This is a genomic window from Rhodocaloribacter sp. (assembly GCF_056451265.1).
Genome location: NZ_JBWOPL010000062.1, coordinates 12,444 through 38,833, shown reverse-complemented (window position 1 = coordinate 38,833; position 26,390 = coordinate 12,444). Strand labels below are relative to the sequence as shown.

At 65.6% G+C, this 26,390-nt stretch carries 20 protein-coding genes; 11 read left to right on the top strand and 9 right to left on the bottom strand.

Annotation, left to right across the window (positions count from 1 at the left end):
* Nucleotides 1-179: 179 nt before the first annotated feature.
* The 9 genes from bamA (at nt 180) to paaD (ending at nt 8,678) form a co-directional block, all read left to right on the top strand.
* On the top strand, nt 180-2,660 hold the full coding sequence (gene bamA, locus AC1HIY_RS11275; RefSeq protein ID WP_479576837.1) for an outer membrane protein assembly factor BamA: 2,481 nt from the start codon (nt 180-182) through the stop codon (nt 2,658-2,660).
* 111 nt (nt 2,661-2,771) lie between these two features.
* On the top strand, nt 2,772-3,326 hold the full coding sequence (locus tag AC1HIY_RS11270) for an OmpH/Skp family outer membrane protein (RefSeq protein WP_479576836.1): 555 nt from the start codon (nt 2,772-2,774) through the stop codon (nt 3,324-3,326).
* 48 nt (nt 3,327-3,374) lie between these two features.
* A complete protein-coding gene (locus AC1HIY_RS11265; RefSeq protein ID WP_479576835.1) occupies nt 3,375-3,953 on the top strand; it encodes an OmpH/Skp family outer membrane protein in 579 nt (192 codons plus the stop codon).
* Between the two features lie 163 nt (nt 3,954-4,116).
* Nucleotides 4,117-4,950: a 3-methyl-2-oxobutanoate hydroxymethyltransferase gene (gene panB, locus AC1HIY_RS11260; protein ID WP_479576834.1), complete on the top strand. Its 834-nt coding sequence runs from the start codon at nt 4,117-4,119 to the stop codon at nt 4,948-4,950.
* 126 nt (nt 4,951-5,076) lie between these two features.
* Nucleotides 5,077-5,871, top strand: a complete 795-nt coding sequence (gene surE, locus AC1HIY_RS11255) for a 5'/3'-nucleotidase SurE (RefSeq protein ID WP_479576833.1) — start codon at nt 5,077-5,079, stop codon at nt 5,869-5,871.
* Nucleotides 5,872-6,051: 180 nt separating this feature from the next.
* Entirely contained in the window at nt 6,052-7,008 is a 957-nt protein-coding gene (gene paaA, locus AC1HIY_RS11250; RefSeq protein WP_479576832.1) for a 1,2-phenylacetyl-CoA epoxidase subunit PaaA, read from the top strand.
* The gene (gene paaB / locus AC1HIY_RS11245; protein WP_479576831.1) at nt 7,008-7,307 is read left to right on the top strand and encodes a 1,2-phenylacetyl-CoA epoxidase subunit PaaB; all 300 of its coding nucleotides are present in this window, start codon (nt 7,008-7,010) and stop codon (nt 7,305-7,307) included. The genes paaA and paaB overlap by 1 nt, the downstream gene beginning before the upstream one ends.
* Before the next feature lie 37 nt (nt 7,308-7,344).
* Nucleotides 7,345-8,124, top strand: coding sequence for a 1,2-phenylacetyl-CoA epoxidase subunit PaaC (paaC, locus tag AC1HIY_RS11240; protein ID WP_479576830.1), 780 nt, complete (start codon nt 7,345-7,347; stop codon nt 8,122-8,124).
* Nucleotides 8,125-8,180: 56 nt separating this feature from the next.
* On the top strand, nt 8,181-8,678 hold the full coding sequence (paaD, locus tag AC1HIY_RS11235; protein WP_479576829.1) for a 1,2-phenylacetyl-CoA epoxidase subunit PaaD: 498 nt from the start codon (nt 8,181-8,183) through the stop codon (nt 8,676-8,678).
* A 6-nt stretch (nt 8,679-8,684) separates the two neighbouring features.
* Here paaD and AC1HIY_RS11230 read toward each other — a convergent pair whose 3' ends face one another.
* The 4 genes from AC1HIY_RS11230 to AC1HIY_RS11215 all read right to left on the bottom strand — a co-directional run bounded on the left by AC1HIY_RS11230 (nt 8,685) and on the right by AC1HIY_RS11215 (nt 14,619).
* Nucleotides 8,685-10,379, bottom strand: a complete 1,695-nt coding sequence (locus AC1HIY_RS11230; RefSeq protein WP_479576828.1) for a hypothetical protein — start codon at nt 10,377-10,379, stop codon at nt 8,685-8,687.
* 50 nt (nt 10,380-10,429) lie between these two features.
* Nucleotides 10,430-11,656 (bottom strand): dihydrolipoamide acetyltransferase family protein, encoded by a 1,227-nt coding sequence (locus tag AC1HIY_RS11225; RefSeq protein WP_479576827.1) that lies wholly within the window; start codon nt 11,654-11,656, stop codon nt 10,430-10,432.
* A gap of 90 nt (nt 11,657-11,746) precedes the next feature.
* Nucleotides 11,747-13,855 carry an alpha-ketoacid dehydrogenase subunit alpha/beta gene (locus AC1HIY_RS11220; protein ID WP_479576826.1) on the bottom strand — a complete coding sequence of 703 codons (2,109 nt, stop codon included), beginning with the start codon at nt 13,853-13,855 and terminating at the stop codon, nt 11,747-11,749.
* Nucleotides 13,852-14,619 (bottom strand): enoyl-CoA hydratase/isomerase family protein, encoded by a 768-nt coding sequence (locus AC1HIY_RS11215; RefSeq protein ID WP_479576825.1) that lies wholly within the window; start codon nt 14,617-14,619, stop codon nt 13,852-13,854. Before AC1HIY_RS11215 ends, AC1HIY_RS11220 begins: the two co-directional genes overlap by 4 nt.
* A 263-nt stretch (nt 14,620-14,882) precedes the next feature.
* Here AC1HIY_RS11215 and AC1HIY_RS11210 point away from each other — a divergent pair, with 263 nt between their 5' ends.
* On the top strand, nt 14,883-15,413 hold the full coding sequence (locus AC1HIY_RS11210) for a hypothetical protein (RefSeq protein ID WP_479576824.1): 531 nt from the start codon (nt 14,883-14,885) through the stop codon (nt 15,411-15,413).
* Between the two features lie 62 nt (nt 15,414-15,475).
* Nucleotides 15,476-17,248, top strand: coding sequence for a FlgD immunoglobulin-like domain containing protein (locus AC1HIY_RS11205; RefSeq protein WP_479576823.1), 1,773 nt, complete (start codon nt 15,476-15,478; stop codon nt 17,246-17,248).
* Between the two features lie 130 nt (nt 17,249-17,378).
* Here the strand turns inward: AC1HIY_RS11205 and AC1HIY_RS11200 are convergent, their stop codons facing one another.
* The 5 genes from AC1HIY_RS11200 to paaZ form a co-directional block, all read right to left on the bottom strand.
* Entirely contained in the window at nt 17,379-21,893 is a 4,515-nt protein-coding gene (locus tag AC1HIY_RS11200; protein WP_479576822.1) for an Ig-like domain-containing protein, read from the bottom strand.
* 495 nt (nt 21,894-22,388) lie between these two features.
* Entirely contained in the window at nt 22,389-23,234 is an 846-nt protein-coding gene (locus AC1HIY_RS11195) for a 2,3,4,5-tetrahydropyridine-2,6-dicarboxylate N-succinyltransferase (protein WP_479576821.1), read from the bottom strand.
* Nucleotides 23,231-23,683 carry an OsmC family protein gene (locus AC1HIY_RS11190; RefSeq protein WP_479576820.1) on the bottom strand — a complete coding sequence of 151 codons (453 nt, stop codon included), beginning with the start codon at nt 23,681-23,683 and terminating at the stop codon, nt 23,231-23,233. Before AC1HIY_RS11190 ends, AC1HIY_RS11195 begins: the two co-directional genes overlap by 4 nt.
* A 28-nt stretch (nt 23,684-23,711) precedes the next feature.
* Entirely contained in the window at nt 23,712-24,131 is a 420-nt protein-coding gene (locus AC1HIY_RS11185; RefSeq protein ID WP_479576819.1) for a secondary thiamine-phosphate synthase enzyme YjbQ, read from the bottom strand.
* 20 nt (nt 24,132-24,151) lie between these two features.
* Nucleotides 24,152-26,227, bottom strand: a complete 2,076-nt coding sequence (gene paaZ / locus AC1HIY_RS11180; protein WP_479576818.1) for a phenylacetic acid degradation bifunctional protein PaaZ — start codon at nt 26,225-26,227, stop codon at nt 24,152-24,154.
* Nucleotides 26,228-26,390: the final 163 nt, after the last annotated feature.

Sequence of the window (26,390 nt, the reverse complement as noted above, 5' to 3'; positions counted from 1 at the left end):
CGCCGGTCGCCCCGACCTCCGCCCCTCCGGGGCGTCGACAGCGGGCAATAATCCGCGCGGAGAGGCGTTCTCTGGGGACGTCGTTTCGCACTATTTTGGAGAAACTAAGCGTCAAGCTACACCGTTTAGGCTGCATGTTCTCTCCGTGGACCCACCGTGATCAACCGAAAGCCCCTGGCATGCGTGCACGTTTTTTCTGGCTCATCCCCGCCCTCTTCGTCCTCCTGCCGGCGGTCGCTCAGGCGCAGCGTCCGCTCGCTGCGGCCGGCGCCGGTTCGGCTTCGGCGGCGCGCCCGCAGGTCTTCGACATCCTCGGCCTCACCGTCGAAGGGGTGACGTCGGACTATACGCGGGCCTTCGTGCAGCAGACGAGCAAGCTGTCGATCGGGCAGAAGGTGACGCTTCCCGGCGACCCCGCCCTCGCCGACGCCATCCGCGCCATCTATCGTCTCGGCATGTTCTCCGACGTGAAGATCAAGGAAGAACGCCGCTTCGGGCAGGGCGTCTACCTCGTCATCGAAGTGCGGGAGGTGCCCAAGCTGGCCGACTACAAGTTTACGGGCATCAAGGGCGGAGACCGGAAAAAGATCCAGCAGCAGGCGCCGCTCTACAAGGGCAGCCCCGTGCGTCCGAGTTCCATCGAGCGCACCAGGCAGATCATCAAAAACTATTTCGCCGAAAAAGGGCATCCGCTCACGACCGTCGAGGTCAGCCGCACCGTCAACCCCGACAACACGCTCTATCTGGACTTTCAGGTCGATAAGGGGCCGCGTGTGGGCGTCGGGAAGGTCATCATCGAAGGCAACAAAGCCGTCTCGGACGGCAAGCTTAAGAAAGCGATGGAGACCAAGACGAAGAAGTGGTGGCAGTTCTGGCGGAAAAACACGTACAAGCCCGATGAGTTCGAGGGCGACCCGCAGCGCATCATCGAGAAGTACAACGAGATGGGGTATTACGATGCGAAGATCGTGAAGGACTCGGTCTACCTCAGTTTCGACGAGGGCGGCAAGCCGAAGATGGTCATCGAACTGACGGTGCACGAGGGGCCGCGCTTCTACATCCGCGACGTGAAGTGGGAAGGCAACACGATGTACCCGGACGAGGCGCTGACCGAGGCGCTCGGGTTGCATCCGGGTGATCCGTACAACGCCAAGAAGCTCGAAGAGAACCTCTACGGAAACAAGAACAGCTCCGACGTGATGAGCCGGTATCTGAACCGGGGCTACATGCGCGCCAACGTCCAGCCGATGGTGCGCGTGGTCGGCAAGGATTCCCTCGAGCTCATCTTCGACGTGTTCGAGGGCGATCAGTATGAGTTCGGCACCATAGAGATCGCGGGCAATACGAAGACGAAGGAGCACGTGGTGCGCCGCGAGTTGATCACCTTCCCCGGGGAGACCTTCAGCCGCGACGCCATTCAGGAGTCGATCCGCCGCCTGATGCAACTCAATTATTTCAGTCAGGAGTCGCTGGGGGCGGGGCCGGACATACGGATCAACGAAGAAGCCAAGCGGGTCGACCTGACGTACCACCTTGAAGAGACCGGCAGCGACCAGCTGGAGCTTTCGGGAACGTGGGGACGGTTCGGGCTCGTGCTGCAGTTGCGCTTCGGCTTCAACAATTTCTCGGCGCAGAACCTGTTCAAATCCGAGGCCTGGAAGCCGCTCCCTTCCGGCGATGGACAGCGCCTCTCGGTAGGCATTCAGACGAACGGCCGGTTCTATCAACAATACTCGCTGTCCTTCACCGAACCGTGGTTCCGCGGCAGGCCCACGCCGATCGGTTTCTCGCTGTCTTTCTCCAAAATCTCCGGGCGTGCGCTCACCACCACGACGAACAACGGACAGTTAATCACCACGTCCGCCTCGGTGTTCTATGAGCAGCGCCTCAAGTGGCCGGACAACTTCTTCAGCACCTCGACGACCATCGGCTATCAGTTCTTCGACAACCAGAACTGGCTCCGCACCCTCCCGCAGGGGGTCAGCCAGGAGGTGACCTTCCGTCAGTCGCTCTCTCGAAACTCCACGAACCACCCCATTTTCCCGACGACGGGCTCGAAAATGCTCTTCTCCGTGGAGATCGCGCCGCCGGTGGGCGGGTTGATCCAGTACCACAAGTGGCGACTGAAATCGAGCTGGAACGTGCCGTTGACGAACAAGATCGCCCTGGGCTTCGGGATGGATTACGGCTTCATCGGCTCGGTGACGGGCGATCCGGTGGCCTTCGAGCGCTTCATCGTGGGCGGCTCGCCGTTCGAGACGCAGGGGTTCTTCAACTTCTTCGGAAAGGACATCGTCTATATGCGCTCGTATCCCATCGGGGCGCTGGGGCCGCGTCAGAACGGCGAGCCCTTCGGCGGACGCATCCTGAACATGTACACCTCCGAACTGCGGTGGATCGCCGTGCAATCGCAACAACTATCGGCGGCTCCTTACCTCTTCATGGACGCCGCCAATGCCTGGGACGGTTTCCGCAGTTATAACCCCACCGGACTGTTCCGCTCGGCAGGGTTCGGCGCGCGTCTTTTCCTGCCGATCCTCGGCATGGTCGAACTGGTCTATGGCTATAATTTCGACGAGTTCGTGCCCGTCAACAACCGGCACAACGGCTCGAAGAAATGGACCTTCCAGTTCACGCTCGGGCAGGGCTTCGGGAACTAATGGCGCGCCCGAACGATTCGGCAGACGGTGCGCGTCTCGTGGCAGCAGGGTAAACGGGTTGCCTACGTCCGGCAAGGTGGACAGTCCTTAGCGCAAAATTAAAGGGGTCGTATGAAAAAAATTTGGTATTTTCCCTTGCTGGCCATGATTGGTCTCTGCCTGTCGGCGCCCGGTGCGCAGGCCCAGCAGAAGATCGCTTATGTCGATTCGGATTATATCCTGCAGCGCTTGCCCGAGTATCAGACGATCCAGAATCAGGTGAACCGTCTGATGCAGGAGTGGGAGACCGAACTCAAGAAGAAAAAAGAGGAAGTCGACGAGCTTTTCCGGGAATATCAGGCCCGTGAACTGCTCTATACGAACGAAGAGCGCCAGCGCAAGCGGGACGAAATCGTTCAGGCCGAGGAGGAAGTCGAACGCCTTCGGGTGAAGTATTTCGGACCGGAAGGCGAGCTCTTTCAGCAGCAGGATCAACTGATGCGCCCGCTTCAGGAACGCATCCTCGGGGCCATCGAAGAGGTGGCTACGCGGGATGGATACGACTTCGTGTTTGACAAGAGCGGAGACTTTGTTTTCCTTTTCGCCCGGGAGCAATACAACCTCAGCGACCGGGTGCTGGAAGAACTTGGCATAGACGTTGACGGCGCGGGGCGTGGCGGGAGTTGACCGGCCGCCCTTTAGTTTATACGAAACCAACCACGGAGAGACCTCTATATGTATAGCTTGAAACGGATGTCCGGCGCGCTGGCGCTGGCATTGCTCGCGCTTCCGCTGTTGCACCTTTCGGCGCAGGCACAGAGCCAGCCCCTCAAAGTCGGCTACACGGATCCTGAAGCCATTATTGCGGCGATGCCGGAATATGGTCAAATTCAGCAACAGCTCCAGCAGGAGTATCAGACGGCGCAGCAACAGTTGCAGACCATGAGCGCCGATTTCCAGGACAAACTGGAGAAGTACCAGAAGCAGCAGCCGCTGCTTTCGGCGGAAAGCCGCGCCAAGCGCGAGCAGGAGTTGCAGCAGCTTCAGCAGCAGCTCCAGCAATCCGCCGCTCAGAAAGATCAGGAGATGGCTCAGCGGGAACAGGAGCTGATGAAGCCGCTGCTCGACAAGGTGCAGGCCGCCATCAACGAGGTCGCCGGCGCCGAGGGGTTGGCGCTCGTCTTGCGGGCTCCGGCGCTCATCTACGTGGACGACACGCAGGTCGTCAACATCACCGAGAGCGTGGCGCGCAAGCTCGGCATTCCCGTCGACGACGCCTCGGCCGATACCTCCAACACCTCGAACGCAAACTGAGCGGGCCTGAGCCGTATTGCGCTCCGGCGTCAACGGGCATCTGCTGCGGTGGATGCCCGTTTCTCGTTCGGAGACCGCGCCTCGGGATCGTTGCGGGCCCGCCCGCGTGCACACCCGAGCGCATTTCGTATATTGCTCCTCTTCCGCTCCAAACTTCATCGCCATGAGCACGCAGACCACGGCTTCGACCGTCCTCGGCATCAAACGGGTCACCACGCAGGCGCTCCAGAACATGAAGGCGACGGGCACGCCCATCGCCATGCTGACCGCCTACGACTATACGACCGCCCGCCTCCTCGACCGCGCCGGCGTCGACGTGTTGCTGGTGGGAGACTCGGCCTCGAACGTGATGGCCGGCCACGAAACCACGCTGCCGATCACGCTCGATCAGATGATCTACCACGCGCAATGTGTGGTGCGGGCCGTCCAGCGCGCGCTCGTGGTCGTCGACCTGCCGTTCGGCTCGTATCAGGGCAATTCGAAGGAAGCGCTCATCTCGGCTATCCGCGTGATGAAAGAGGCCGGCGCGCACGCCGTCAAGCTCGAAGGCGGCGCGGCGGTGGTGCCGACCATCGAGCGCATCCTGACGGCGGGCATCCCGGTGATGGGCCACCTTGGCCTGACGCCGCAGAGCATCTATCGCTTCGGCACGTACAGGGTGCGGGCGCGTGAAGAGGAGGAGGCCGAGCAACTCAAACGCGACGCCGTGCTCCTCGAACAGGCCGGGTGCTTCGGCATCGTGCTCGAGAAGATCCCGGCTTCGCTCGCGGCCGAAGTGACCGCATCCATCCGCATCCCGACCATCGGCATCGGCGCCGGCGTGCATTGCGACGGACAGGTGCTCGTCACCCACGATGCCCTGGGGCTCACCACCGACTTCAACCCCCGCTTCGTCCGCCGCTATGCCCACCTCGACGCCGTCATCACCGACGCCGTGCAGGCCTACATCCAGGACGTGCGGGAGCGTTCCTTCCCCACCGACGAGGAGAGCTATTGATCTTTCGCAACGCGCCCGGGCCCGGCATGTCGCCTTCGCCGCCGATTCCCCAGAGCATCGTCCCGCGCCGGAGGCGGCTCGCGGCGTGCGCAGCCAACCAACGGCAGGCTTCGCGGCCATGAGCAGATGACGAACGACTTCTCTACGAACAGGCCCCTCATCCTGATCAGCAATGACGACGGCATCGACGCGCCGGGCCTTCGGGCGCTGGTCTCGGCGCTCTCCGGACTCGGCGACCTGTGCGTCGTCGCGCCGCTGACCGAGCAGAGCGCCGTCGGGCATGCCATCACCGTGCGGGACCCCGTGCGCGCGCGTCCGTGGCCCTTCGAGACGCCGCCGGACGTGGTCGCCGCCTACGCCGTCACCGGCACCCCCGCCGACTGCGTCAAGCTCGCCATCGACAAGCTCGTGCCGCGCCGCCCGGACCTCGTCGTCAGCGGCATCAACCAGGGACCGAACGCCGCCGTCAACGTCATCTACAGCGGCACCGTCAGCGCGGCCACCGAAGCCGCCATCCTCGGCATCGACGCCGTCGCCGTGTCGCTGTGCCAGTGGCGGGGCGGCGACTTCGGGCCGGCGGGGCGGTATGCCCGGCGCATCGCCCGGAACGTGCTGCGCGAAGGGCTCCCGCCAGGTGTGCTCCTCAACGTGAACGTCCCGGCGCTGCCCCTCGACCAGATCCGGGGCGTGGCCGTCACCCGGCAGGCGCACTCGCGCTGGGAGGAGTCCTTCGTCGACCGCGTCGACCCCTCGAACCAGCCGTATTACTGGCTGACGGGTCGCTTCGTCAACCTCGACGAGGGCGCGGACACGGACCTCGCCGCCATCGACAACGGCTTCGTCTCCGTCACTCCGCTCCACTACGACCTGACCGCATACGAGGCCCTCGACGCGCTCCGAGGCCGGTCGTGGGGCGGTTGACGGCTCCGGCACGCGGGAGCCGCCTCCCGGCGGAAACCAAGACGCAACCCCGAGGGTTGGAACGGCATACGGTTTTTCGATCCCCGAGACCCGACAGCCGTCACGTTTTGCGCCGGTTTCGGAAGCGGTTCCGAACGGTCGTCCCCCCTTCACGTCCCTTCCGATCAGACGAGGAAAATCATGAACGAAGTCGCCCAGGTCGAAGATTTTGAGGCCCGCATCCGGCAGGGAGAGAAGATCGAGCCGAGAGACTGGATGCCGGAGCGGTATCGCAAACAGCTGGTGCGCATGATGTCCCAGCATGCCCACTCGGAAGTGGTGGGCATGTTGCCCGAAGGCAACTGGATCACCCGCGCCCCGAGCCTCCGGCGGAAGATGGCGTTGCTGGCAAAGGTGCAGGACGAGGCGGGGCACGGCCTCTACATCTACAGCGCCACCGAGACGCTCGGCGTCGACCGGGACGACCTCGTGCAGGCCCTTCTGGAGGGGAAGGCGAAGTATTCGAGCATCTTCAACTATCCCACGCTGACGTGGGCCGACATCGGCGTCATCGGGTGGTTCGTCGACGGCGCGGCCATCGTCAATCAGACCATGCTCGCGAAGGCGTCGTACGGGCCGTATGCGCGCGCCATGATCCGCATTTGCAAAGAGGAGAATTTTCACAAGAAACAGGGCTACGAGATCTGTGTGACGATGGCGCGAGGCACGCCGGAACAGCGGGAGATGCTTCAGGACGCCATCAACCGGTGGTGGTGGCCGACGCTCATGATGTTCGGCCCCTCGGACAAGGACTCGACGAACAGCGCCGAACTGTTGCGCTGGAAGGTGAAGCAGAAGTCGAACGACGAACTCCGCCGGCATTTCGTCAACATCACCGTGCCGCAGGTGCAAGCGCTCGGCATGACGCTCCCCGACCCGGACCTGAGGTACGACGAGGAGGCGGGCGCCTGGCGTTTCGGCGAGATCGACTGGGAGGAGTTCTGGCGCGTGGTGCGGGGGCATGGACCGTGCAACCGCGAGCGCCTGCGGGCCCGCCGCGCGGCGCACGAGGCGGGCGCGTGGGTGCGGGCCGCCGCCGAAGCGTACGCGGCCAAACAACGAGCAAAACAGGAAACAAACGGCCTGAGGGCAGCCTGATGAGTGAACAGAACAGCACGGATGGAATGGTCCCGTGGGAAGTGTTCGTGCAGCCGCGCACGGGCGCCCCGCACGAGCACGTGGGCAACGTCCACGCGAGCGACGCCGAGATGGCGCTTCAGAACGCCCGCGACGTGTACGGGCGGCGCGGCAAGGTGGTGAGCCTGTGGGTGACGCCCGCCTCGGCCATCCACGCCACCACGCCGGATGACCGCGGGCCGTTCTTCGACCCCGCCGACGACAAGCCGTACCGCCACCCCTCCTTCTACAAGGTCCCCCACGGGGTGAAGAATGTTTGACGGGCGCGCCTCCGGAACGCCCACATCGGACACAGACATGACCACAGAGACCCTGAACCCCGCGCTGCGCCCGGCCCTCTTCGAGTATCTCCTGCGCCTCGGAGACGACGCGCTCGTGCTCGGCCACCGGCTCTCGGAATGGTGCGCCCACGGACCGTATCTCGAAGAAGACATCGCCCTGACCAACATCGCGCTCGACTGCGTGGGACAGGCGAACAGCCTCCTCGGGCTGGCCGCCGAGGTCGAAGGCGCGGGCCGCGACGCCGACGACCTCGCCTTCCGCCGCGATGCGCTGGATTTCCGCAATGCGCTGATCGTTGAACTGCCGAAAGGCGACTTCGGGTTCACCATCGCCCGGCAGTTCTTCTTTTCGGCCTATGCGCATCTGCTCTATGAAGGGCTGCGCGAGAGCGCCTTCGAGCCGCTGGCGGGGATCGCCGCCAAGGCCTTCAAGGAGGCGCGCTACCACCTGCGCCACAGCAGCGAGTGGCTGATCCGCCTCGGCGACGGCACCGACGAGAGCCACCGCCGCGCTCAGACGGCCCTCGACGATCTGTGGATGTATAGCGGCGAGCTTTTCGAGAAGGACGACACGCTCCGAACGCTCATCGACGCAGGCCTCGCGCCCGACCCACGCGCCCTCGAAGCGCCGTGGCGCGAACGCGTCGAGGCCGTCGTCTCGCAGGCAACGCTGACGCTGCCCGAAGACGACTTCATGCAGACCGGCGGGCGCTCGGGCCGGCATACCGAGCACCTCGGCCACATCCTCGCCGAGATGCAGTTTCTCCCCCGCGCCTATCCCGACGCGGTGTGGTAAAGCGGGAAAAGGCCGAATGCCTCGCGCATCCGGCCGACATTCGACGTGGGAAAGCTATGGAAACGACCCGGGAGCAGGTGCTCGATTATCTCGCCGAGGTGAAGGACCCGGAGATCCCGGTGCTCGACGTCGTGGAGATGGGCATCGTGCGCGACGCGCGCCTCGACGGCGACACGGTGCACGTGGACATCACGCCGACGTACTCCGGCTGTCCCGCCATGAAGGCCATCGAGGAGGAGATCGTCCGCACCCTGCACGCGAAAGGCTTCGAGAAGGTGGTCGTCCATACGGTCTTCCGGGAAGCGTGGACCACCGACTGGATGACCGAGGAGGCGAAGCGCAAGCTCGAAAAGTACGGCATCGCGCCGCCGCCGAAGACGGACGACGCGCTGTGGCCGGCATTGCCTTTCGCCGCGCAGCCGAAGCCCGTCCGGTGCCCCTTCTGCGGCTCCGAGGACACCGAGCGCACGAGTGAGTTCGGCTCCACCGCCTGCAAATCCCTCCACTTCTGCCGCGCCTGTCAACAGCCGTTCGAGCACTTCAAGTGCATCTGACGCTCGTCATTTGATCCGGTAGCCGCCTTCCTCGTTGGCGAAGATCCACGCCGTCACCGCGCCGATTTCGATCGTCTCGTACAGGTATGTGGTGCGGGTGATGGACGAGGTGCCGCGCGTGTGCAGCATGTCCTGGGCGCGCTGCATCCGGCCGAACCGCTCCCGCCAGCTCTCCATGCTCACGGGCCGGAGGTCTACCCAGCCTTTGCGCGCCCACTTGTCGAGGTCCCCCTCGCGGATCTCCACTTCCGGATAGATGCTCTCCGGGATGTTGATGAACGGCCCTCGGATGAGCCGCCGTCCGTCCGGCGCGAGGATCGGCACGCCGATGGAGACGATCTGCGTGCGGAGCGCGTCGTTGGCTTCGAGGAAATGGAAGAGCGTCTCAGAGATCTCCTCGGCAGGTGTCGCGCGGACGGCTTCGAGCGTGCCGTAGTTGAGCTTGAGCAGGTGCGCCTCGTAGAGGAGCTTCGACAGTTCGGGCGGCCCGAGCTGGCCGAGCGCCACACTGTGCCCCTGCGATTCCTCCTCGATCTTCACCAGCCGCCGGAGCGCCGTGTCCCGAAGCACCCCCGCGCGGTAGCTCGGCATCATCACGTTGCTGTCCACCCCCGCGATGATGTCATGCCCGGTGTTGCTGCCCTTGATTTCGAGGACCACCTGCTCGGCGATCTCCTCGGGCGTGACGAACTCCATCTGGTCGATGTACGTGATCGTCTCGAACTCGCCGCGCGCGAAGAAGCCGTTCTCGCCCGTATCGACGCCTGCCATCTTCAGTTCGCCGCGCTGCTCGTACCGGGTGTCGTCGTCGTGGAGCGTCAGCGCATCGTCGAGCGTCTCGGTTCGGCTCTCATAGACGAACTGGGGGCGACCGCGTCGTTTGACGGCCTGATGCGCCACGCGTCGGTATCCGATCATCGCGGCAGGCTTGAGCTCCTTGACCAGCGGCCCCTCGGGCGTGCGCGCCATGAGGAAAAGCAGGCCGGTGTGCGCGAAAGCCATGGCGGTTTTGGTCATGAGCTGTACGCTCGGCTTGTCCTCACTGTGCGTGTACGGGATGTTGAGCCCCATGCCGCCGGTGCCCGTCGTGCCCACCTTCACGTACAGGCGCGTCTTCACCTCGCGCATGGCGCCGTAGAGCAACCGCGCGTGGCGGATGAGCTGGGAGGTGGCCTGCGAGATGAGCAGCGTGCTTACGTCCTGTCCGAGATGCTCGACCGTCTCGCGAAGCGCCTCGTCGTCCTTGGCAGCCTCGCGCAGACGGGAGAGCGCGTCGTGCGTCTTTTTGCTGATGCGCTCCACGTCCTGATAGCTGATGGCCGTGGCGGTATTGATGCAGTCGATGATCACGTCCGGGCGGTGCTCCCGGATGAGTTGCACGAGCACCGAACGCTCGTAGGCCGCGTCGATGTCGCCGAAGAGGTCTTCGTACAGGGCCTCGCGATGCTCCTCACGCTCGACGAGGCGTCCACGAGGCTCCATGCGGAAAGCATCCCGCACGAAAATGTTGCCCCAGGCGCCGTCGAAGTCGATGTCCGGGAATTCCCGGCTCACATCATGCAGAAAGTCGCGCACCTCGTCTTCGGAGAGGCTTGCCACCACGATCTTTTTCGGCTTCAACTGTCGGCTCACTTCGCGCACGATCTGCGAGCCGACCAGGCCCGATCCGCCGAGAACGAGGACACGTTCGTCTCGCGCCATTCGAAAACTCCGTTTAAAAGGTTCCGGGTATGTCTGGGAAAGGACGACGCTCACGGGCGCTCGTTCCAGTGTTCGAGCACCTCGACGAACTTCGAGAGGAAAAGGTTGGCCGTGAAGCCGTCGAGCGCGCGATGGTCGATGGTGAGGGTGACGTATGCGCGCGGCGAGATCTGGATCACGTCGCGCCCGCGATCCTCCGCCACGGTGATGCGCTTCTCGATCTTGCCGATGCCGAGGATGGCCGACTGCGGCTGGTTGATGATGGGCGTGGCGACGAGGCTGCCGGAGACGCCGTGGTTCGTGATCGTGAACGTGCCACGCTGAACGTCTTCCGTCTGAAGCTTGCCCGCGCGCGCCTTTTCCGCCAGCGTTTGGAGCTTCGTGGCGATGCCGAAGAGGCCGAGCAGTTGCGCCTGATGGATCACCGGCACGATCAGCCCCTTCTTCCCGAGCGCCGTCGCCACGCCGACGTTGACGTCCTCGAAGATTTCGAGCGCGTCGTCGTGCCACCGGCTGTTCACCTCGGGCACGGCCTGGAGCGCCTCCACCGCCGCCTTCACGAAATACGCCGTATACGTCAGCTTGACGCCTTTCTCCGCGAAGGCCGCCTTGTGCTCCGCCCGGTGCGCGACGACGGCCGTCAGGTCCGCGTCGAAGACGGCCGTCACGTGAGGGGCGGTGCGGAGCATGCTCTCGACCATGTGCTCCGCGACCCGTCGCCGGATCGGTGTGTGCGGGACCATGCGGCTCGGGATCGGGCCGGACGGCGGCGGCGCGGGGGCGGCGCCCATGCCTTCGAGGTAGGCGAGGACGTCTTTGTGCGTGATGCGCCCGCCGCGTCCCGTGCCGGAGATGCGGGCGGGGTCGAGATCGTGCTCCCGAAGCATGCGCTTGACGAGCGGGCTCAGCCTCATCCGCCGATCCGACGCCACGGGCGGCGCGGCGCTCGGAGACGGCGCGGAGACGGACGTCTCGGGAGCACGGGGACCTTCCGCTTCGCGCGCCAACGCGTGCTCCGCCCCTTCTCCCGTGGCAATGCGTCCGAGCACCTCCCCCGGCGCGACGGCCTCGTTCTCGCGTTTGAGGATCTCTCGGAGCACGCCCGACGCGGGCGCGGCGACTTCCATCGTCACCTTGTCCGTGCTCACTTCGAGCAGCGGCTCGTGCTCACTCACCGGGTCGCCCGGCTGCTTGAACCAGCCCATCACGACGGCCTCCGTCGCTTCCTCGGAAGCCGGCATGGTGATGTCGATGAGGGTCGTTGCGGGGACGGTCATGGCATTATCGGCGTCGTGAATGCGAACGGACCGCCCCGGCGTGCCTGCCGGAAAAGGTCCATTTCACTCGAAAAAAGGTCCAGGGACGTATCAAAAGGCGACAAGTTCTGCCATCTTCTCGGCGATGACCTCCACGCCCGGCACGGTTGCGGCGAGAAGGCCGAGGTTGTACGGGATCGGGACGTCCGGGACGGCAAGGCGTTCGACGGGAGCGTCGAGGTCGAAGAAGGCTTCCCGCGCCAGCGTCGCCCCGATCTCGGCTCCGAAGCCCGCCGTGACGGCGTCTTCGTGGACGATCAGGCAGCGCTTCGTTTTCCGCACCGAGGCGAGCACGGCCTCGCTGTCCCACGGCATGATCGTGCGCAGGTCGATGATTTCCGCCGAGACCTTCGCGTGCTCCCGCGCACGCTCACACCGTTCGACCATCGCGCCCCAGGTGACCACCGTCAGGTCGTCGCCTGCCCGGATCCGCCGCGCCTTTCCGAACGGGAGCACGTACTCGTCGCCGGGGTACGGGCGGCGCGCCCACGGGTAGTCGAGAAGGAGGCGGTGCTCGAAAAATATCGTCGGGTTGTTCGACCGCATGGCGGCCCGGAGCAGCCCCACGGCGTCCTCCGCATTCGAAGGAAAGGCCATCTGCCACCCGATGGCGTGCGCCCACCGAACCTCGTCGGTGACGCTGTGCCACGGGTCGCCCACCTTGGCGAATCCGCCGGGCATCCGGACGACGATGGGCGCGGCGAAGCGGTTGGCCGTGCGCCATCGGATCGTGCCGCAGTTGTTGAGCTGCTCCGTGGCGGGATCGGCGTATTTCCGGAACTGGATCTCGGCCACCGGCATCAGTCCGGCAAGCGCCATGCCCACGGCCCGCCCGACGATGCCCTCTTCGGAAAGGCTCGTGTCGAACACCCGCGCCTCGCCAAAGGCTTCCTGAAGTCCCATCGTGGCGGTGTGGACGCCGCCCTTCGGCCCCACGTCTTCGCCGAAGATGAGCAGGCGCGGATTGACGCGCAGTTCGTGCTCCAGCGTGCGCCGGATCGCCGTGATCATGTTGACGCGCGAGGGCTCGGGCGTCGGCGTGTCCGTGCCGACGGGCAACGGGACGCGCTCCGGGGCAAGGCCCCCGACCTGTTGCACGGCGAGGGAGCCGTCGGCCTTCGTCTCGGCAAAGACATACCGGGTGACGGAGGCAGGGTCCGGGTCGGGGCGGGCGAGGGCGGCTTCGAGGGCGGCCTCCACGTCGCGGGTCACTTCGGCTTCGAGGGCTTCCCACTCCGCCGGCGTCAGGTGTTCGGGCACGAGGAAGCGGCGAAGCTTCGGAAGGGGGTCGCGGGCTTGCTCGGCCTCGATCCGCTCCCGGCCCTTATACGCCTGGTTGTCTTGCCCCGAATGACCCGAGAGCCGCGGAACGGTCAGGCGAAGGAGCACCGGCCCCTCCCCCGAGCGCGCGTGACGGACGGCTTCCTCCATCATCGGAAGCGCCGTCGCGGGGTCCGTCCCGTCGCCGTCGAGGAGGTGCAGATTTTTGAACGAGGCGAGGTTCTCGGCGATGTTGCCGCCCGGCGTCTGGAGGTGGGAGGGGACGGAGATGCCGTAGCCGTTGTCCTCGATGTAGAAAAGCACGGGCAGGCGGAGGGTGGTCGCCATGGTGAGGGCGGACCAGAAGCCGTTGGTGGCGACGGAGGCGTCGCCGCCGTGGGCCACGGCAAGGGCGCCCTCGTAAGTTTCGTCGCCGAGCGTGGCGCGCCGGAACCGGAGGGCCTGCGCCCACCCCGCCGCCGGGGTATACTGCGAGCCCACGTCGCCTGCCATCGGGAGCACGGTGGGGCCGCCGGGGTTGGGCAGGTTGCACACGACGCCGATGTCGCGCCCGTCGCTGAAGCCGCCCGCCTTGCCCATTGGCGCGGCGAAGGCGTCTTCGAGGGTGAGGCCCAGCGCCAGGAGGAGGGGGCGGGACCGGTAATACGCGCTCACGCCGTCCTTCGGATGCGTCAGGAGCATGCCCAGGAGCACCTGCGCCACGTCGTGTCCCCGGGCGGAAAACTGATAGAGCACCTTCCGCGCCGGGACGAGCCGCGTCTCCTCGATCTCGTCGAGCGCCCGGGAGCACAGCACGTGGTAGGCCGCCCGCCGCCAGTCGAGGGCGGCACGGGTGGCCGACGAAGCGCCGGAGGTCGTTTGTGCGGGGGGAGGGGTCATGGTCGCTGGTCTTTCTTCGCTTTCTTTTTTTCGAGAAACGCCGTCATGCGCCGGTATTTCTCCTCGTCTTCGAAGAGCACCGCCTGTATGGTCGTTTCGAGGGCGAGCCCGGCGTCGGTGCTCATCTCGTCGGAGGCGTTGAGAGCCATTTTGGCGAAGCGCACGGCGACGGCGCTGTTCTTTGCGATGCGCGCGGCGAGGGCGCGGGCGGCCGAGAGCACCTCGTCGTCCGGCACGACGCGGTTGACGAGGCCGATCGAAAGCGCTTCCGAAGCGTCGATGAGGCGACCGGTGAAGATGAGCTCGCGGGCCGCGCCCAGGCCGACGAGGCGGGGCAGGCGGTACGTGGCGCCCGCCCCGGGGATGATGCCGAGCGCCACTTCGGGCTGACCGAACCTCGCGCCTTCGCCCGCCACGCGAAGGTCGCACGCCATCGCCAGCTCGCAGCCGCCCCCGAGCGCCCACCCGCGCACCGCCGCGATCGTCGGCGCGGGGAACTGCTCGATCTCCCGAAAGAGGCTGTTGTTGATCCGGCGGAGCGCGTCGGCGCGGCCCCGCTCCCGAAGCTCGGCGATGTCGGCCCCGCTGACGAACGCCTGCCCGCCCGCACCCGTGAAGATGAGCACGCGCACGTCGTCGCGCACGGCAAGGACTTCGAGCACGCGCCGGACGTCGCGCACCATGTCCATGTTCAGCGCGTTTCGCACCTCGGGACGGTTGAACGTGCACACGGCGAGGCCCTGCTCGTCTACGTCCAGAAGCACGGTCGAAAAAGAAGGCGTTGAAGACATCGAACGGCCGGGAAGGTCTGACGAAAGCGGACGCGCCAATATACCGCAATCCGGGCCGGGATGGACAGGGCACAAGATGGAGTATAGGTGGATAATGGCCCGAAAACGCCCGGACGGGGAGCTTTCGGCAAATCTGCCCCGGCGATTGGATTGCCATGACGCCTTGCGTTATTTTGAATAAAAGTAATTATGTGTGAGAAACGTCCGCCGCCCCCTTCACCGTCTCCCTCAACGTCATGATCCTGCGCGCCCTCTTTCCCCGTTTCATTCGCCGGAGCCTGGGCCCGGCCCTCATCGTAGCGCTCGCGGCGCTCTGGTCGACGCCGGGTGCGTGGGGGCAGGGCAACACGCGGGTGCTCAAGTCATGGTCCGAGCCGGTCAAGGTGGACGGACAAGAGCTCGTCTACCGCGTCGAGGTCGTCTTCGACTACGATGCGGGGGAGGCCCGGCAGTACGTCTACGATGCGGCGGGCACGCTCATCGAACAGGAGACGGTGACGAAGCTGCCCCGGCCCACCGCCGAAGAACTGGCGGAGGCATACACCCTCGTGCTGGCCGACGACGAACTCGGCGCGCTCTTCCGGGAGAACAACGCCGTGCTCGACGGCGGTTTCGTCTTGCGGGAGGATGAAGGGCCCTGCGGTCCCGGCACTCGTTGCCTTCAGATCGAGATCCTCGCGCCCGAACGCACGCGCTCGCTTCGCTTCGTCGCCGTGGACCTGGTGTCCCGCCGGGTTGTGCACCGCAACCTTTATCCGGGCCATTGAGCGCCGCCCGGCGCACCCGCCTCTTTTCCGTCGCCCCCTTCATCCTGCCGCTTCCCCCGCATATGAAACGCCTGTCTTTATCCCTCTTCTTCAGCCTTGGTCTCATCGGGCTTCTGGGGCCCGTCTCCGCCGCCGCACAAAGTTGCACGGGCGGATGCAATCCCGTCGCCTGGCCCGAGACGAACCCCGTCTGGGAGTTTTGCTGGATCCCGGCCGCCGCCAGTTCGGGGACCAACGGCTCCGGCATCGAGATCCGTGACGTAAGGTACAACGGGCGCCTCGTGCTCAAACGCGGGCACGCGCCCATCCTCAACGTGGAATATGATCCGGGCGGGTGCGGCTGTTTCCGTGACTGGCTCGATCAGGAGGTGACCTTCATCGCCGACGGCGTGGTCAACAGCTGTTATGCCGAATCGACGCCGGGGACCGTGCAGACCGTCTGCGACACCGGCGGCTCGGGCGGCGACGTGGGCAGCTTCACCGGGGTCGCGTCCGAGTCGTACGCCGACCGGCTCGTGCTCACCACCCAGGCCGAAGCGGGATGGTACCGCTACACGATGCGCTGGAATTTCTACCTCGACGGTCGCATCCAGCCCGAGTTTGCCTTCGCCTCGGTGCCCGCCTCATGCGTGAACAATACGCACAACCATCACGTCTACTGGCGGCTCGACTTCGACATCGAAGGGGCGGCGAATGACTACATCGTCGAGACGAGCGATGCCGGCGCGGACCTCACCTTCGCCACCGAGACGACGCGGACGTGGGGCGACCCGCTCGACAACGTGGGCTGGTCCGTCCTCGACGCATTGACCGGGCGCGGCTACCACCTCGAACCGGGACTCGAAGATTATGAGTTGCCCGTGGACGAGTTCTCAAAGCTGGACGCTTTCTTTACGAGCTACCGCCCCAATGAGCTCGACGACAACACGTTTCAGTGCGAGATCCAGCCCAACGGCCTCGTCAACGGGGAGCCCATCGATCAGACGGACGTCGTGCTGTGGTACCGCACCGGGCACCGCCATCTCGGCGGCGACCTCGACACCTGCGAGGTCGGCGGGCCGACGCTGACGCCCCTCGGCGACTGGGGACAGGACGATCAATCCGCCGTCACCGTCGCCGTCGCGCCGCTGAACCCGCCCGTCGAGATTCCGCCCGAGGGCGGGAGCTTCGCCTTCGACCTCACGGTGGTCAACACGACGACCTCGGCGCAGACGACGGACCTCTGGCTCTCGATCACCAACGACGGCGGCGTCGACGTGACGCGGGGGCCGTTCAACGTCTCGCTCGACGCGAGCGGCTCGCTCCTCCGAACGGTCACGCAGAAGGTGCCGGCCGGAGCGCCGGCGGGCACGTACACCTATACGGCCTCCGTCGGCGCGTTCCCCGTCGCCGATCAGTCGGACGGCTTCACGTTCGAAAAACTCGCCGGAGCGGCGGCTGCCCATCGCGGCGACGACCGCTGGACCCTCTTCGACGCAAGCACGGACGCGCCGGTGAAAGACGGACAGGCGTGGGTGACCGAAGACCTCCAGACCGCCGGCTCGCGCGTCGTGCCCGCCATCTTCAGCCTCGAACAGAATTACCCGAACCCGTTCCGCACCACGACGACCATCCGGTACGCCCTCAAGGAACCGGCGCGGGTGACGCTCAAGGTGTACAATGCGCTGGGCCGCGAGGTCCGCACGCTCGCCTCCGGTGTGCAGAACGCCGGTTTCCGCTCCGTCGTGTGGGACGGGCGTGACGACGCCGGGGCCGACCTGCCGAGCGGCACGTATTTCTATAAGCTCCGGGCCGGCGACTTCGAGAAGAGCCGCCTCATGGTTTTGCTCAAATAGCCGCTATCCGGCCCTTCCGGTTTCATGAAAGAAGCCCTCCCCGGCGGTCCGTGGGAGGGCTTCTTTGCGTCGGGGCGTTTGAACGTCAGGGCCCTGGAGGAACGTTCAAACATTTTAACGAAGGAACGCGCTAACGAAGGAGAATCATCGTTTTCACCTGATGGAAGTCTCCGGCCCGCAGGTCGTAAAAGTACAACCCGCTCGCCATGCGTCCGGCATTCCACACCGCGCGGTGCGTGCCGGCGGGCTGCACCCCGTCGATGAGACGCGCCACCTCACGGCCCAGTGCGTCATAGATCGTCAGGCGCACGGGCACCGACTCGGGTAGATCGTACGTGATCGTCGTTTGCGGGTTGAAGGGATTGGGGTAGTTCTGGCCGAGTCCGTAGGACTCCGGAATCGGCTCCTCGGTGGACGCGGCGATGAGCGCATCGAAGGTCGAGTTCCAGTTGGTCACGACGGGACCGCTCCCTCGTTTGCCCGCCAGTTTCTCGAACGTGAAGCTGTCCGACTGATCAGCGATGGGGAACGCGCCGATGGATCCGCTCTGCGTATACGTGCCCGCCGCTGCTCCGGCCGGGACGTTCTGCGCGATGGTGGCTCCGAACGTGTCCCCCGCCGCCACGGTGATCGGAATCGGCCCCTTCGTGAAAGTGATCCCCGGCCCGCTCAAGGTGACCCACACGTCCGTCGTCGCCGAGATGGTGCCGGTATTGACGACGTCGAGGTCGTATTGATAGAGCCCGCCCGAGGCCCCGATGACGATGGGCGCATCGAGCGGCGTCACCGTGACCGTGAGATCGGCGACGGCGGCCTGCACCTCGATGTTCACCGCATCGGAGGTGGTCTGCACGCCCAGATCGTCCGTGGCGACGGCGGTGAGCACATACGCGCCGAGTTCCAGGCCGGTCCATGTGAACGTGTAGGGGGACTCGGTGAGCACGGCCAGGCTCGTGGTGTCGGCAAAGAGCTCGACCTGAGCCACCGCGCCGTCGTCCGTGGCGTTGATGCGGATGTCGAGGTCCTCGCCCTCGACGAAGACGGCCCCGTCGGCGACGTTCTGGATCGCGGCCGTCGGCGCTTCGGTGACGATGACCGTGACGGTGTCGGAGACGGTCACGGCCCCCTGGTCGTCGGTGGCCACGGCGATGAGGTCGTGCGTGTTCGTGCCGGGGTCCGCCCACGTGAAGCTGTACGGAGCCGTGGTGTCTTCGCCGAGGAGCAGGTTCCGCCGGAAGAACTCGACCTTCGCGATCGCGCCGTCGCTGTCGTCGGCCGTGGCGTCGATGGTGATTTCAGCGGGCCAGACGAAGATCGCGCCGTCCGAAGGCGAGGTGATCGCGACCGTGCCCGCCTCGTTGACGATGATGTTCACCGTGTCCGACCGCACGGCGGCGCCGAGGTCGTCCGTGGCGACGGCGCTGAGGGCATACGCGCCCGGCGCGGCGTCGCTCCAGAAGTACGTAAACGGTTCCGTGGTCAACTCGGTCAGCAGCGAGTCGCCGGCAAAGAACGCGACGCCGGCGATGGTCCCGTCGTCGTCGAGGGGCGTGGCGCGGATCTCGATGTCTGCGGGGAGGGTGAAGACCTCCCCCTCGGCGGGTTTTTTCAGGGAGATCGTCGGGGGAGCGTTGACGGTGATGGAAACCATGTCCGAAGTCGCCGTGTCGCCCTGATCGTCCGTGGCAATGACGTAAAGGTCATAGATTCCGGCCTCGGCGTCGGTCCACGTGAAGGTATAGGGCGGCGCCGTCACGTCGCCGAGAAAGACGCCTCCGCTCCAGAAAGCGACGTTGGTGATGGTCCCGTCCACGTCGGCAACGTCCGTCTCGATGGTGATCGTGGCCGGCGCGAGGAAGACCGAATCCGCCTGTGGAGCGACGATGGTCGCCGTCGGCAGGGTGTTCACGAGGATAGGCACTTCACCCGACGGCCCTTCGTTGCCGTCGTCGTCGGTCGCAATGATCTGAAGCGTATGCGTCCCCGCCGGAACGTTCGTCCAGGTGAAGTCGAACGGTTCGCTGAAGACTTCCCCGATGAGCACGCCGTCGGCGTAAAACGCGACCTTCGTGACCACGCCGTCATTGTCGCTCACGTCCGTGACGATGGGGACGTCGGAAGGCACGATAAACTTCTCATCGAGCGCCGGAGACGTGATGAAGGCCAGCGGCGCGAAGCCCTCGGTGATGGTGTCGCCGGCGCCGCCGAGGTCCTCCTCCGTCACCACGACGTCGCCGAAGTCGAAGCGCTGGATCGTGTCGAGGCCGTCGACGCGGAGGATGGAAGCGTGCTCCTTGCCCGCCACGAGGTAGACCTCGCCGTCGGCGCCCTGGTTGAGGGTGATCCAGAACTGCTCGAACTCGGCGCTCACCCCTGCGATCTCGTCGCCGCGCTGAATTTCGCCTTCGGGAAAGCGCCAGATGGGATGCGTGCGGTCGTCTTCGAGGATTTTGGTGACGAAGTAGCCGTCCCACGTGAGGAGGTAGGCCTGGCCGTAGTCCGAGTTGACGCCCCAGATCAGCCCGGCGTCGCCGCCTTTGGGCTCGACGAAGTCGCCGAGGACGCGGGCCGTTTCGAGCAACTGCCCGGGGTACTGTTCCGTGGGCACGGGCACTTCGTCCGGGTTGCGGTTGGGCCACTGCGAGTGGTATTGCGCGATGAGCTGGCCGTCCTTGAAGAAGGTGAGCGGCCCGAGCATGCTGATGAAGAGGCTGTCGTTCGAGAGGTGGTAGCTGTGGAAGTCGTTGCCGACGGAGTCCGGAGCGAAGGCCGTCCACGTGTCGATGTCATACAGGGGGACGCCGTTGCTCTGTATGCTCGGCGCGCCCACCTTGTAGCCCCAGATGCTCGTCACCGAGAGGTCCTCCTCGGCATAGACGGTTCCCTGAAATTTATCCTGGCTGTGGTATTGCACCTCCCCGGGTTCGACGTCGCCGTCCCGGTCGAGGTCGCTCCAGACGAAGAACACCTTGCGGTTGTCGTCGTCGTAGGCCGTCCATTCATTCAACTCCGCGACCGCTTCCCATTCGCTTGCGGGTCCGGCGGCGGCCACCGGCCACAGGCGGTCGTTTTCCAGCAGCCAGATGGTCACGGCGCCGCGTCCGGCCTGCGGCTCCTGGTTGTTGTTGACGAGGTACTTCCTGCCGTCCACCATGCGCACATATTCGGGCGCGCGCCGGGTGGGCACGTCGACGCCGGTGGGGTGGTGCTCCTCATCGACGAGGATGCGGGAGACGTGAGACGTCCCGGCAGCCCAGTCGATTTCAAACTCGTAGCCGCGCATCTTGTCGTCCTTTCCGGACTGCGAATAATAGAAGCGCGTCTGGTCGAAGGGGTCGAGCATGCCGCCGCCGCCGTACTTGGGCGGGCCGTACCACGCCCGGTCGAAGGCGCCGGTGAGCGCATCCCATCGCGAGATACGTTTCGGCGCCTTGTGCTTTTCGGCCACCCAGAGCTGATTGCGACTGTCCACGGCGATGCCGCGCGGGTAGCCCATGCCGGTCTCATCGTAAAGGCCGATCTGCGGACCTCCGGGGCTGCCGATGGTCCGCTGCAAGACGCCGTTCATGTCGAAGACCTTCACCTGATGGCTCGACCCCCAGTCGGAGACGTAGATCTCGTCGTTGTGGAGGGTGATGCTCTGCGGATCTTCGAGCCCGCTCGCCACGATGACGGTGCGTTGTGCGAGAGCGCCCGTATCGAAGCGGGCGTCATAACGGACCACCTCCGTTCCTTCGACCACGTATAGCAACTCATCCTCGGTCACGTACATGCCGCGCGGGCTCGCGGCCGAGACGGTTTTCAGCACCGTTCGGTTCGGGTAATCGAAAAAGACGATCTCGTTCATGAGCGGGAGCGAGACGGCGACTATTTCATTGTAGACCGCCATTCCCTTGACGTTGGCGTCGTCATTGACGGCGAGCGTATAGGTAGCCGGATCGTCGTTGACGTTGCCGTTGATCCCTTTGAAATGATGGACCCGAAGCGTCGTGCTGTCGGCGACAGCCAGGTAGACGGCCACGTCCGGGTTGGCTGCAGGGCCGGGATCGCGCGCGAGGTTGTGCGCGCCGAAGAAGCCGCCGGGGGTGCTCTGCCGACCATAGACCTTGTTGCCGTCTTCGTCGGTGATCATGAGGGCGTTGCCGGCCTCACCGGTTTTCGCCGCAAAGAAAAGGCTCGGCTCCGGCGTCATGCCGACGGCGCCCGCGGGCAGCCATATCACGTCGTAACTGGTCTGCTGGTCCGAGAGCCAGCCGCCGCGCTCGTCGTCCGTGAGCCAGGGCGTCGAGCCCGGACTTTGCACGGAGAACTCGTATTTATAGGAGATGCCTTTATGAAAGAGTCCCTTGATCCGGTACGTCCCGGCAGCGACGAGCTGCCGCTCGATGTCGTACTCACCCTCCGGGCGGGGCCGGTTCACGGGATAGCCAACGTCATAGCCGTCCCATGAGATGGTGTGCGCACCCGCCGGGAAATAGGTCTCCTGAATCAGATTGCGCACACGGTTGCCGTTCTGATCTTCGAGCACGATGGTGACATACCCCGCTTCGGGAAGCGTAAAGGAAATGGGGATGTCGGGGATCGTTTGCGCAACGGCGGAAACAACCCATAGCAAGCCGAAAACCGTCGTAGCCAGTCGCCTCATAGTTCGGTCCTATACCTGTCCCGGGATATACGTGGTGGAGTGCGGGTTGGAGAAGGGTATCGGAGAGCAAATCGCTGACCTGAAATGACTGTGCCGGAAAAATTGACGGCAAGGTCAGGACTTCAAAAATAGCTTTACGATTGCTCTCTTTTGCAGTGCAGAGACTCCGGTGGTCGTCTCTTTTTTGGTTTCCCCCCTCTCTCGTTTTTCGCACGGGTGGCGCCGCATGAGAGAAGCACATCGGTTCACGGCATGAGAAGAATATCTGCATTCCCGCACTAAAATGCACCTTTGGGCGAATCCACGGGGAAATATTTTGGCGAAAGGGTCCCGAATCAGATTTTATCAGGCAACGGACCGGTAAAAATTCCGGTGCGTGTATGGCCCGGGGCGACCGCGCGCGCCGGGTATGGACGTTCCGGCGCACCGGGGCGGCGCACGCCGTGCACAGGGGCGCGCAGAAGATGCGCAGGCAGCGGGCGGCAAAGGGTCCGGTCACACGCCTCGGAGGCGGCTCCGGAGCGCTTCTTCGAGCGTCGTCGCCGCGTCGGTCCTCTCGTCCCGGTACTTGACGATGACGGGCGCGTAGAGCGCGAGCCCGTGCGCGGCGGCGAACGCTCCGGCCGCCGGGCGCGAGCCGGGCACGACGACCGCCCCGGCAGGCACTTCGAGCACCCCGTCCTCCGCCGTGAGGACGCGCTCGCGCACGAGGTCGAAGAGCCGCGTGGCGCGTGTGAGCGTGACGCCGGGCGCGAGCACCGCCCCCGCCCGCACGAGGCAGCCCTCATACACGCCGCATCCGCCCCCGACGAACACATCGTCCTCGACGATGACGGGCAGCGCCCCGACGGGCTCGAGCACGCCGCCGATCTGTGCGGCCGCCGAGAGGTGCACCCGCCGGCCGATCTGCGCGCAACTCCCGACGAGCGCGTGCGAGTCGATCATCGTTCCGGCGTCCACGTACGCCCCGACGTTCACGTACATCGGCGGCATGCATACCACGCCGGGAGCCACGTACGCGCCGCTCCGGATGGCCGAACCGCCCGGGACCACGCGCACGCCGTCCGCCACGCGGAGCGCCTTCGGAGGATAGGTGTGCTTGTCGAAGAAAGCGAAAGGGCCGGTGGAGAAGTCGGTGAGCGCGCCGAGCCGAAAGCCGAGAAGAAGGCCCGCCTTCACCCACGCGTGGACGCGCCAGCGCCCGTCGTCGTCGCGGGTGGCGGCGCGGATCGTGCCGGCGTCCAGGGCGTCGCGGAAGGCGCGGAAGGCTTCCTCCGCACCGGGTGTGTCCGGACGGGCAGCAAGCGCCTCGATGCGGCTTCGAAGGGCGTCGGGGCTCATGGTCGCGGGAGGTCGAACCGCTCGCCGTTGACGCTGAACGAGGCCGTGATGCGGGCCGTCGGCTCGAGCGTCTTCGCCACCGAACAGTATTTGTTCAGGCTCAGGTCGACGGCGCGGCGCACGCGCTTCGCCTCGAGGTCGCCGGTGAGCGCATAGTGGACGTGGATGCGCTCATAGAGCGAGGGGCTGACGCCGTCGGGCTTCTCGCCCGTCACGTCGATGGTGAAGGTGTCGATCTTCTGACGGCTCTTGCGGAGGATCGAGACGATGTCGACGGCGCTGCATCCGCCGAGCGCCATCACCACGAGCTGCATCGGCCCGACGCCCTTGCCCACGCCGTCCTCCCGCGCCGTGGCGTCGTCGATGTCCACGGTGTTGCCGTCGGCGTTCGAGGCGCGGAAGTGGAAGGCGTCGTCGAGTTGTTCGAGGGTGACGTTTACGGTGGCCATGAGCGGGTTTGGGGGAGAATGAAAGGGATCACGCGCCCTGCACGGTAACGACGAGGGTGCGGCGGCGCGGGCGAACGTCGCATTCGAGGAAGAATATCTGTTGCCACGTGCCGAGGAGCAGACCGCCCTCGCCGACGGGCACGGTGATCGACGAGCCGAGCGTGGTGGCCTGCAGGTGCGAATGGGCGTTGCCGTCGTGCCACGTCTGCTCGTGCCCGTAATGGCGACCCGGCGGCATGAGGCGGTCGAGCGTCTCCGGGAGGTCGCGCTTCAACCCCGGCTCATACTCGATCGTGCCGACGGCTCCCGTGCTCCCGATCACGTGCACGTTGACGAGCCCCGTCGCGATGCCCGAGGCGCGGACGACGCCCGCGACGGCTTCCGTCACGTCGCGCAGGTCGCCGTGCCCGGTGGTGGCGAATTCGAGCGTTTCCTGATGCACGGTCATGGGCTTTTTCCGGGACAAGCTCACGCTTCGACGTCACGCAGCGCCACGAGCGTGAGGATGTCGTACGTGGCGACGAGTTCGTCGTCCTGATTCGTCACGTCCACGTGCCATTCCACGACGCCGCTCGGGCGCTCGTCCTCGCGCGGTTCTTTGGCGGTCTTCTTCTTCACCGTGAGCTTTGCCCGGATGGTGTCGCCGGGGCGGACGGGCTTGGTGAAGCGCAGGTTTTCGAGGCCGTAGTTGGCGAGCACCGGCCCCTGTCGCGGATCGACGAAGAGGCCCGCCGCCGCCGAGAGGACGAAGTAGCCGTGCGCCACGCGCCCCTCGAAGATGTCGCTCTCGCGGGCGGCGATGTCGTCCATGTGGGCGTAGAAAAAGTCGCCGCTGACGCCGGCGAAGTTGACGATGTCGGCTTCGGTGACGGTGCGTCGGGCGGTGGTGAGCGTCTCGCCGATGACGAGATCCTCAAAGGGTTTGCCGAAGGGATGCCGGTCGGCCTCGGGCCGGTCGGCGCCGGGCAGCCACTCGTTGGCGATGACCGAGAGCGTGGTGGGCGCGCCCTGAATGGCGGTGCGCTGCATGAAGTGTCGCACGCCCCGGATGCCGCCCATCTCCTCGCCGCCGCCGGCGCGCCCGGGGCCGCCGTGGACGAGGTGGGGCAGCGGGGAGCCGTGCCCCGTGTTCTCCTTCGCGCACGTGCGGTTGAGCACGAGGAGCCGGCCGTGATACGCCGCCGTGCCGAGCACCACCTCGCGCGCCACGCGGTCGTCCGCCGTCACGAGCGAGCCGACGAGACTGCCCTTGCCGAGCTTCGCCAGCGCGATGGCCTCGTCGAGCGTGGCGTACGGCATGAGCGTGTTCACCGGACCGAAGGCCTCGACGTCGTGCGGGGCCGTGTGGGCGAAGGGCTCGGCGCAGTGGAGGAGCGTCGGCGGGAAGAACGCGCCCGCCTCGGGGTCGGCGTCGATCACCTCGAAGGCGCCCGCGAGCCCGCCGTACACGACTTCGCCCGCTTCGGCCAGCTCATCCACGCGCTCGCGCACCTCGCGCACCTGCCCCCGGCTCACGAGCGGCCCCATCCGCACCCCCTCGTTCGCCGGATTGCCCACGTTCACCCCGCTCAGCCGCTTCGAGAGCGCTTCGATCACCGCGTCCATCCGGCTTTCCGGGACGAACGTGCGGCGGATGGCCGTGCATCGCTGCCCGGCCTTGATCGTCATCTCTTTCGCCACTTCTTTGATGAAGAGGTCGAACTCCGGCATGTCCGGCGTCACGTCGGGGCCGAGCATGGAGAAGTTGAGCGAGTCCGCCTCCATGTTGAAGCGCACGCCCTCGTTGATGACCGTCGGGTGCGCCTTGAGCTTGCGCCCGGTCGTGGCCGAGCCGGTGAACGTCACCACGTCCTGTCCCGTGAGGTGCTCGAAGAGGTCGCCGACGCCGCCGCTGATGAGCTGAAGCGCGCCTTCGGGGAGGATCTCGGACGCGATCATGGCGCGCACCATGCGCTCGGTCACAAACGCCGTCACGGAAGCGGGCTTGACGATGGCGGGCATCCCGGCGAGGAACGTCGGGGCGAGCTTTTCGAGCATGCCCCAGCACGGGAAGTTGTACGCGTTGATGTGCACCGCCGCGCCTTCGAGCGGCACGAGGAGGTGATGGCCGATGAACGTGCCGCCGCGCGAGAGGACCTCCGGGTTGCCGTCGAGGAGGAAGGTCTCGTCGGGAAGCTCGCGCCGCCCTTTGCTCGAATAGACGAAGAACGTCCCGATGCCGCCGTCGACGTCCACCCAGGCGTCTTTCTTCGTCGCGCCGGTGGCCCACGAGGCTTCGTAAAACTCCTCTTTCCGGCTCATGAGATACTTCGCCATGGCCTTGAGCATGCGGGCCCGCTCGTGAAAGGTCATCGCGCGGAGCTTCGGCCCTCCGACGGTCCGCGCATAGTCGAGCATACCCCCGAAGTCGAGGCCCTCGCTCGAGACCTCGGCCACCGGCTCCCCGGTGACGGCGTGATAGACGGCGCGGGCGTTCCCGCCGCCCGCGTGCCACCGTCCCTGTGCGTAACTCTGGACCCTGTGAAGATGAACCGTCGTTTCCATGGCTGTATGAGGTTTAAGGATTGTGTATTTACTGGCGTGAATCTTCGATTTCGCAAGACCGGCTTTCCGTCCGTTGGCGCCTCCTTTACGAAATACGCACTACGCATGACGGAGGAGCTATCCCGACCTTTGTAAGCGGAACCGGCATATATCCCTTCTACAG

Excerpts from the sequence above, each read along its gene's own strand:
- bamA (WP_479576837.1), top strand. The coding sequence starts at position 180 with ATGCGTGCACGTTTTTTCTGGCTCATCCCCGCCCTCTTCGTCCTCCTG.
- AC1HIY_RS11270 (WP_479576836.1), top strand. The coding sequence starts at position 2,772 with ATGAAAAAAATTTGGTATTTTCCCTTGCTGGCCATGATTGGTCTCTGC.
- AC1HIY_RS11265 (WP_479576835.1), top strand. The coding sequence starts at position 3,375 with ATGTATAGCTTGAAACGGATGTCCGGCGCGCTGGCGCTGGCATTGCTC.
- panB (WP_479576834.1), top strand. The coding sequence starts at position 4,117 with ATGAGCACGCAGACCACGGCTTCGACCGTCCTCGGCATCAAACGGGTC.
- surE (WP_479576833.1), top strand. The coding sequence starts at position 5,077 with ATGACGAACGACTTCTCTACGAACAGGCCCCTCATCCTGATCAGCAAT.
- paaA (WP_479576832.1), top strand. The coding sequence starts at position 6,052 with ATGAACGAAGTCGCCCAGGTCGAAGATTTTGAGGCCCGCATCCGGCAG.
- paaB (WP_479576831.1), top strand. The coding sequence starts at position 7,008 with ATGAGTGAACAGAACAGCACGGATGGAATGGTCCCGTGGGAAGTGTTC.
- paaC (WP_479576830.1), top strand. The coding sequence starts at position 7,345 with ATGACCACAGAGACCCTGAACCCCGCGCTGCGCCCGGCCCTCTTCGAG.
- paaD (WP_479576829.1), top strand. The coding sequence starts at position 8,181 with ATGGAAACGACCCGGGAGCAGGTGCTCGATTATCTCGCCGAGGTGAAG.
- AC1HIY_RS11230 (WP_479576828.1), bottom strand. The coding sequence starts at position 10,379 with ATGGCGCGAGACGAACGTGTCCTCGTTCTCGGCGGATCGGGCCTGGTC.
- AC1HIY_RS11225 (WP_479576827.1), bottom strand. The coding sequence starts at position 11,656 with ATGACCGTCCCCGCAACGACCCTCATCGACATCACCATGCCGGCTTCC.
- AC1HIY_RS11220 (WP_479576826.1), bottom strand. The coding sequence starts at position 13,855 with ATGACCCCTCCCCCCGCACAAACGACCTCCGGCGCTTCGTCGGCCACC.
- AC1HIY_RS11210 (WP_479576824.1), top strand. The coding sequence starts at position 14,883 with ATGATCCTGCGCGCCCTCTTTCCCCGTTTCATTCGCCGGAGCCTGGGC.
- AC1HIY_RS11205 (WP_479576823.1), top strand. The coding sequence starts at position 15,476 with ATGAAACGCCTGTCTTTATCCCTCTTCTTCAGCCTTGGTCTCATCGGG.
- AC1HIY_RS11200 (WP_479576822.1), bottom strand. The coding sequence starts at position 21,893 with ATGAGGCGACTGGCTACGACGGTTTTCGGCTTGCTATGGGTTGTTTCC.
- AC1HIY_RS11195 (WP_479576821.1), bottom strand. The coding sequence starts at position 23,234 with ATGAGCCCCGACGCCCTTCGAAGCCGCATCGAGGCGCTTGCTGCCCGT.
- AC1HIY_RS11190 (WP_479576820.1), bottom strand. The coding sequence starts at position 23,683 with ATGGCCACCGTAAACGTCACCCTCGAACAACTCGACGACGCCTTCCAC.
- AC1HIY_RS11185 (WP_479576819.1), bottom strand. The coding sequence starts at position 24,131 with ATGACCGTGCATCAGGAAACGCTCGAATTCGCCACCACCGGGCACGGC.
- paaZ (WP_479576818.1), bottom strand. The coding sequence starts at position 26,227 with ATGGAAACGACGGTTCATCTTCACAGGGTCCAGAGTTACGCACAGGGA.